Source organism: Comamonas sp. Z3 (assembly GCF_008121565.1).
Lineage (GTDB): Bacteria > Pseudomonadota > Gammaproteobacteria > Burkholderiales > Burkholderiaceae_C > Comamonas > Comamonas brasiliensis.
Genome location: NZ_VOQU01000004.1, coordinates 694,416 through 701,617, shown reverse-complemented (window position 1 = coordinate 701,617; position 7,202 = coordinate 694,416). Strand labels below are relative to the sequence as shown.

8 protein-coding genes are annotated in these 7,202 nt (G+C 62.3%); 1 reads left to right on the top strand and 7 read right to left on the bottom strand.

Annotated elements, in window-relative coordinates; genetic code table 11:
• Positions 1-257 precede the first annotated feature (257 nt).
• From FSY59_RS15385 to FSY59_RS15365, 5 genes are all read right to left on the bottom strand, one after another.
• A complete protein-coding gene (locus tag FSY59_RS15385) occupies positions 258-1,025 on the bottom strand; it encodes a class II glutamine amidotransferase (RefSeq protein ID WP_029158550.1) in 768 nt (255 codons plus the stop codon).
• Positions 1,026-1,182: 157 nt separating this feature from the next.
• Positions 1,183-1,371: a 4-oxalocrotonate tautomerase gene (locus tag FSY59_RS15380; RefSeq protein ID WP_003060524.1), complete on the bottom strand. Its 189-nt coding sequence runs from the start codon at positions 1,369-1,371 to the stop codon at positions 1,183-1,185.
• Between the two features lie 78 nt (positions 1,372-1,449).
• Complete coding sequence (locus tag FSY59_RS15375; RefSeq protein ID WP_003060526.1) at positions 1,450-1,638, bottom strand: 4-oxalocrotonate tautomerase; 189 nt, start codon at positions 1,636-1,638, stop codon at positions 1,450-1,452.
• A 54-nt stretch (positions 1,639-1,692) separates the two neighbouring features.
• Positions 1,693-1,911 (bottom strand): cysteine-rich CWC family protein, encoded by a 219-nt coding sequence (locus tag FSY59_RS15370; RefSeq protein ID WP_029158549.1) that lies wholly within the window; start codon positions 1,909-1,911, stop codon positions 1,693-1,695.
• 206 nt (positions 1,912-2,117) lie between these two features.
• On the bottom strand, positions 2,118-4,310 hold the full coding sequence (locus tag FSY59_RS15365) for a malate synthase G (RefSeq protein WP_003060528.1): 2,193 nt from the start codon (positions 4,308-4,310) through the stop codon (positions 2,118-2,120).
• A gap of 476 nt (positions 4,311-4,786) precedes the next feature.
• On the opposite strand from FSY59_RS15365, the gene FSY59_RS15360 reads away from it, so the two are divergent.
• On the top strand, positions 4,787-5,146 hold the full coding sequence (locus FSY59_RS15360; protein ID WP_003060530.1) for a hypothetical protein: 360 nt from the start codon (positions 4,787-4,789) through the stop codon (positions 5,144-5,146).
• Positions 5,147-5,215: 69 nt separating this feature from the next.
• Here the strand turns inward: FSY59_RS15360 and FSY59_RS15355 are convergent, their stop codons facing one another.
• Together FSY59_RS15355 and FSY59_RS15350 are read right to left on the bottom strand one after the other, a co-directional pair.
• Positions 5,216-5,902: a response regulator transcription factor gene (locus FSY59_RS15355; protein WP_003060532.1), complete on the bottom strand. Its 687-nt coding sequence runs from the start codon at positions 5,900-5,902 to the stop codon at positions 5,216-5,218.
• A gap of 12 nt (positions 5,903-5,914) precedes the next feature.
• On the bottom strand, positions 5,915-7,114 hold the full coding sequence (locus tag FSY59_RS15350; RefSeq protein WP_148729247.1) for a sensor histidine kinase KdpD: 1,200 nt from the start codon (positions 7,112-7,114) through the stop codon (positions 5,915-5,917).
• Positions 7,115-7,202: the final 88 nt, after the last annotated feature.

Genomic DNA, 7,202 nt, shown 5'->3' with positions numbered 1-7,202 from the left:
CCCATCCCGAACAGGACAGTGAAACGACTTTGCGCCGATGATAGTGCGGGTTCCCGTGTGAAAGTAGGTCATCGTCAGGCTCTTACAGTGAAAACCCCGTAGTCGCAAGATTACGGGGTTTTTTATTGGGTGCTTCAAAACGAGGAGCGCCTGTCGCATGCTGTCAAAGTATTGCAGCTTCAAAAATACCGGAAATCCATAAAAAGAGAGCGCTAGGCGCTCTCTTTTTTCATTCGGCGACGGGGATCTGGTGCGTATCAGTAGGGCGCTGCCTGGCCATGCACGAACACCCTCAGCTCGCCGTTCTGGAAGGGGACCCATTGCTCGTTTTGGGTCAGAGGGGCGGTGACGATGATGGCTACCTTGTCCTGGGGCGTGGTTTCGCGGGAGAAGTCCACGCTGAGATCTTCGTCGGACAGCTGTGCCTGGGTGAAGGGGTGGCGGCGCTCGACATAGCAGAGGTGGGTCGTGGCATGGGCCCAGAGCGCTTCGCCGTTGGAGAGCAGGAAGTTGAACGTGCCGTGCGGTGCGATCTTGGCGGCCAGCTCGCGCAGGGTGTGGGTCAGCTCTTCGATGCTGGGCACACCGGCATGGGACTTCCACAGCTCCTGCATGATCCAGCAGAAGGCCCGCTCGCTGTCCGTGTTGCCAATGGGCTGGAAGTGGGCGTGCAGCTTGGGGATGAAGTTCTTGAGGTCGCCGTTGTGCGCGAAGACCCAGTTGCGTCCCCAGAGCTCGCGCACGAAGGGGTGGCAGTTCTGCAGGCTGACCACGCCTTGGGTGGCCTTGCGGATATGGGCGATGACGTTGGTGCTCTTGATCGGGTATTCGCGGATGAGCTTGGCGATCTGGGAGTCGATGGCGCGTTCGTGATCGACGAAGTGGCGCAGGCCCTTGTCTTCGAAGAAGGCGATGCCCCAGCCGTCGGTGTGGTCGCCGGTATTGCCTGCACGCTGTGTGAAGCCTGAGAAGCTAAAGCGCACATCGGTGGGCGTGTTGCAGTTCATTCCAAGCAGCTGGCACATGGCTTCGTCATATCTTTCAAGCAAAAAAGCTTTATAGCCTAAGAATCTATGGATGATTTCGTCAATGATGGTGCTGTATGGCAGAGATCGTCAACCGCTGCCAAGCCTGCATGAAAAAAGCAGCCGAAGCTGCTTTGCGCAAGAGGGCTGCGACAGCCTATTCGCGGTCCAGCCAGAGCTTGCCGCCGGTGGCCCAGTCGTGACGCTTGATGTCGGTGATGATGATGTCCACCGATTCGGGCGAGCCGCCCAGCACTTCAACGCTGACGCGGGTGATTTCTTCGACCAGCTTGCGCTTTTGTTCGACGGTACGGCCTTCCATCATTTCGACATGGTAGGTGGGCATGTGCAGGTTTCCTTGCTGGCTTGAGGTTGAGAAAGGCCCATCATAAGGGCGTGCGGTTCGGGCTCGGTCCGGCCGGACTCAGCTCTGCTCCGACCAGAGCTTGCCACCGGTGGCCCAGTTGTGGCGAGGTACGTCGGTGATGATGATGTCCACGGACTCGGGGGCGCTACCCAGCACCTCGGTGGTCACGCGGGTGATTTCTTCGGCCAGCTTGCGCTTTTGTTCAACGCTGCGGCCTTCAAACAGTTCAATGCGATAGGTGGGCATCAAGGTCTCCTAGCTGTGGTGGAATGCCCGAGGTGCAAGGCGGTGAGCGCAGGATCAGGCAGGGGTGGAATCGTCGGCAACCGGCCGCGCACAGGCTGGGCAGATGCAGGCCTTGCCGCGTGCCTCGGCGGGCAGCCGCTCCAGCGCATCCCGGGAAACCGGGGTCTGCATGCACCAGCAGCTGTGCGGCGGCAGGCCGGCGCTGATGGCGCACTGGTTGGGCTGGCCGCACAGAGGGCAGCGGCTGGCGTCTACGAGAGGATCGATGGGCATGGCCGCAGTGTAGAAGCCATACCGCACCGGGAGTGGCGAGGTCAAGAAAAATGCACTCGATGTGCGGACATGGAGTGCATTTTGATAGCAGCTTGCACACTTGAATCAACGGATCCAGATAGGAAAAACTTTCAAATCCATTGATATCAAGCGCAAGCCACTCCTTATTCAGGAGCGGTCCGGGCTTACCCGGCCATAACCGGCCATCAAGCGCCGGCCTTGACCTTCAGACGCCAGGCGTGCAGCAGAGGCTCGGTGTAGCCGGAAGGCTGTTCCTTGCCCTTGAACACCAGGTCCAGAGCGGCTTGGTAGGCCGCGCCATCGGGATTGGCCACCAGGCTCTTGTAGGCGGCGTCGCCGGCATTTTGCTCGTCCACGATCTTGGCCATGCGGGCATAGCTGTCGCGCACCATGGCTTCGGTGACGATGCCGTGCTGCAGCCAGTTGGCGATGTGCTGGCTGGAGATGCGCAGCGTGGCGCGGTCTTCCATCAGGCCCACGTTGTGGATGTCGGGCACCTTGGAGCAGCCCACGCCCTGGTCGATCCAGCGCACCACATAGCCCAGGATGCCTTGCACGTTGTTGTCCACTTCCTGCTGCTTTTCCGCATCGCTCCAGTTGGGGTTGGTGGACACGGGCACTTGCAGGATGGCGTTCAGCAGCTCGTCGCACTCGGCGTCGGCGTTGGGGCTTTCCAGACCCTTTTGCACGTCGGCCACATTGATCTGGTGATAGTGCAGGGCGTGCAGGGTGGCGCCGGTGGGCGAGGGCACCCAGGCGGTGTTGGCACCAGCCTTGGGCTGGGCAATCTTCTGCTCCAGCATGGCCTTCATCAGGTCGGGCATGGCCCACATGCCCTTGCCGATCTGGGCGCGGCCGCGCAGGCCCATGTTCAGGCCGACCAGCACGTTGTTCTTTTCATAGGCGGGCAGCCAGGCGCAGGTCTTCATGTCGGCCTTGCGGACCATGGGGCCGGCATACATGGCAGTGTGCATTTCATCGCCGGTGCGGTCCAGGAAGCCGGTGTTGATGAAGGCAACGCGTGCCGGGGCGGCTGCAATGGCGGCCTTCAGATTGGTCGAGGTGCGGCGCTCTTCGTCCATGATGCCGAGCTTGACGGTGTTCTCGGGCAGGCCCAGAACCTGCTCCACGCGGCCGAACAGCTCGTTGGCAAAAGCAGCTTCGGCGGGGCCGTGCATCTTGGGCTTGACGATGTAGACGCTGCCGGTGCGGCTGTTCTTGATGCCGCCCACGCCGTTGCCCTTGATGTCGTGGATGGCGATGGCGGTGGTCACCAGCGCGTCCATGATGCCTTCGGGGATTTCCTTGTGCTCGGGGCCCCACAGTACGGCGGGGTTGGTCATCAGGTGGCCCACGTTGCGCACGAACATCAGCGAGCGGCCGTGCAGCTTCACGGGCTTGCCATCGGCGCCGGTGTATTCGCGGTCGGGGTTCAGACCACGGGTCACGACCTTGCCACCCTTTTCAAAGGACTCGGTCAGCGTGCCCTTCAAGATGCCCAGCCAGTTGGCGTAGCCGTTGACCTTGTCTTCGGCATCCACGGCGGCCACGGAGTCTTCCAGATCCAGAATAGTGGACAGGGCGGCTTCGACCACCACATCGGCCACGCCGGCAGCATCGGTGCTGCCGATGGGGGTGGACTTGTTGACGATGATGTCGATGTGGATGCCGTTGTTCTTGAGCAGCACCGACTTGGGAGCCGCAGCATCGCCCTGATAGCCGATGAACTTGGCTTCGTCCTTCAGGCCGGTCTTGCTGCCGTCCTTCAGGGACACGACCAGCTTGCCGCCTTCGACGGCGTAGCCGGTGGAATCCTTGTGCGAGCCCGAGGCCAGAGGCACGGCCTGATCCAGGAAGTTGCGTGCGAACTCGATGACCTTGGCGCCGCGCACGGGGTTGTAGCCCTTGCCCTTCTCAGCACCGCCAGCTTCGCTGATGGCGTCCGTGCCATACAGCGCGTCGTACAGCGAGCCCCAGCGGGCGTTGGCGGCGTTCAGGGCGTAGCGGGCGTTCAGGATGGGCACCACCAGCTGGGGGCCGGCCTGGATGGCCAGTTCGGCATCCACGTTTTCGGTCGTGGCCTTGGCGTCCTTGGGGGACTCGACCAGATAGCCGATGGTCGTCAGAAACTTGCGGTAGGCCACCATGTCGGTGATGGGGCCGGGGTTGGCCTTGTGCCAGGTATCGAGCTCCGTCTGCAGGCGATCGCGCTCGGCCAACAGGGCTGCGTTCTTGGGCGCCAGATCGGCCACGATGGCGTCGAAGCCCTTCCAGTAGGTGTCCTGGTCAACGCCCGTGCCAGGCAGCACTTGCGTGTTCACAAAGTTGTACAGCTCGGTGGCGACTTGCAGGCCGTGGACTTGGGTGCGATCAGTCATTGGAAACCTCTGGTTGATGTCTCTGGATTCAGGAGTCGTTGCCCATCACGGGCAGCATGTGGGGAGACTTTATTTGAATTCTTTGAGTACATAAATAGCCTAAATAGTTCAAAACTCATGATGTTTTTATATGGAGTCTGCGGGATTTATGCGTTTTATGCACCGCAGCCGCCAGCCTTCGTCAGTTCTGAGCGGTCTGTGCAACGACTTCAGCGACGGCCGCCTCGGCACGCGCCGAAAGCGCTGCGGGATCTCTCCTGAAGCGATAGCTGTGATCGCTCGCCTGGTCTGGCTCAGCAGTGGATTGGGCGGTTTTTTCGGGTGCCCTTTTTCATCTTGAAGTGAGTGCATGCCATCAAATGACAGGGTTTTGTCTGTCATAAGTGGATGTCCGCGCTCAGAAATGATTCGTTAAGCTTGAAACAAATTGAGCATCTTCCGATATCGGCCAGCCAATCTTTACCAAGGAGCTCCTGATGGCGAATCTGAACGAAAGCCTGCAAGACCTGATGACCCTGGATGGCGCCATGTGCGCTGCAGTGGTGGATTACAACAGCGGCATGCTGCTCGGCAGCATCGGCTCGGGCGTGGACCTGGAACTGGCCGCTGCGGGCAATACCGAGGTGGTGCGCGCCAAGATGAAGACCATGCAGTCCCTGGGCCTGAACGACAGCATCGAAGACATTCTCATCACCCTGGGCAAGCAGTATCACATCCTGCGCCCGGCCGAGAAGATCAACGGCATCTTCATCTACTACGTGCTGGACAACGGCCGCGCCAACCTGGCCCTGGCCAGGCGCAAGGTGTCGGACGTGGAGTCCAGGTTCGTGATGTGATTCAGCTGCTCTGAAGACGCGCAACGGGCCTGCGGGCCCGTTCTTGTTTTGCGGTCCGAGCCGGCCTGCTCAGGCGGCTATCAGCGGAGCGCGGAACTGGTAGCCCACCTTCTGCTGTGACTGCAGCGGCACGGCCACGGGGGTTGCCTTTTCGATGCGGCGGCGCAGCCGGTAGATGGTGGCGTGCAGGCTGTTGTCGGATTCGGCTGCGCTGGTATGGGCCAGCAGGCTGCGAATGTGGTCCCGGCTGACGGTGTCGCCCCGGGCCTGCAAAAAACACTCCATCAGTATCAGATCGGTGACTCCCAGTTCCACGCTCTGGCCGTCGGGCGCGGTCAGCAGGCTGCGGCGGCTGTCCAGCTTCCAGGCTGTGGCCGTGCGTGCCGTGGTCATGATGCGCCGGTGCACGGCGCGCACGGCCAGTTCCACTTGCTCGAAGGTCACGGGCTTGGTCAGATACATATCTGCACCGGCGTAGATGACCTCGGCAAACACCTCCGGTCCCAGGCGTCCCGAGACGATGAGCACGCCGGCCTGGGTGCGCTTGCGGATGATGCGCAGCAGCTCGGTGCCGGCCACGCCGGGCAGCATCAGATCCAGCACATAGAAGTCGAAGCGATAGGGCGCGTCGTCGGCCAGCAGGTCGCTGCTGTCGCCGTATGCCGTGACATTCACCCCCTGGCTGCGCAAGTGCTGAGCCAGGAATTCGCGGTAATCGGTGTCGTCGTCGACCAGGGCAAGAGTGGCAGGCAGCATGGGCGGCGGACCTTATTCGGCAAGACCTTGGGGAATGACCAGACGCATGACCGTGCCATGCGGACTGTGCGGCAGAGCTTGCACTGTACCCTGGTGCAACTGCAGGACCGAGCGCACGATGAACAGGCCCAGGCCGGCCCCATGGCGGCTGTGGCTGTGATGACCGCGCGCGCCTTTTTCGAACAGGTGTGCAAGCAGTTCCTCGGGGATGCCCGGGCCCTGGTCGATGACTTCCAGGATCAGCGCCAGCGGTTCGTCGGACTCGGAGATGCGCAGCTGCACCGGGCTGTCTGCGGGCGCATAGGCCAGGGCGTTGTTGAGCAGATTGCGAATCGTCAGCCGCATCAGAGCCGGGTGCAGCTGCACGGTGCGGGGCGTGGTCAGCCATTGCATCTCGATGCGCGGGCGCAGGTCGGCCGCAATATCGTGCAGCACCAGCTTGATCAGCGTGGGCAGATCGGTTTCGCTGGAGGCGCCGGCCTTGCCTCCGGCCGCCAAGATTGTGCCGGCGGCCAGGGTGTTGTCCAGCGTGCCCATCACCTGCTGCAGCACATGCTCGGCGCGCAGCAAAGCCCTGGTGGCCGGCGCGGCATCGGCCAGATGCAGGTCTTCTATGGCCTTGAGCGTGGCCTGCATGGCGGCCGAGGCATTGTTCAGCGGCTGGCGGATTTCGTGCGACAGCAGCTGCAGCATCTCGTTGTGCTCGCTCAGCATGGCCGTGCGCAAGTCCAGCAGGGTGCGCAGCCGGTCCAGCTCGCCGGCGTCCTGGCGGTGGCTGCGCAGCTGTTCGTGCAAGGCCTGCAACTGCTCGCGCTGGCGGGCCATGACTTCGCCGCGCGCATATTCGCGGTCGATGTCGCTGAGCTGCATCAGCACCTCATGCCGGCCCTGGGCATCGGCGGCTCCCGGCGTGAGCTGTATGCGGCGGTGGCGCTGCGCACCGAAGTCGCCGCTGCGGGTGTCGTCGTATTCCTGGCGCAGCCCCCGGGCGGCGGCGGCGAAGCGCTGGCCATGGGTGTGCCAGATGCTGGCGGGCAGCAGGCGCTGCAGCGGCTGGCCGACAGGGCTTGCGCCCTCGTCCACCTCCAGCCATTGGCACCAGGCGGGAGTGGCCATGAGCAGCACTCCCTCGGCATTCCAGAGCGCGCAGCCCTGGCCGGAGCGGCCCAGCAGATCGGCCAGTTGGGCGGCAGAAACGGGTGAAAAGCTCATGAAGGCAGGCGGCAGCGGATTTGTAAATGTGTTTTGCAAATCATAGGTTTAACGCCTGACGGTGCCCACAAGCTCATGGCGCTGGCGA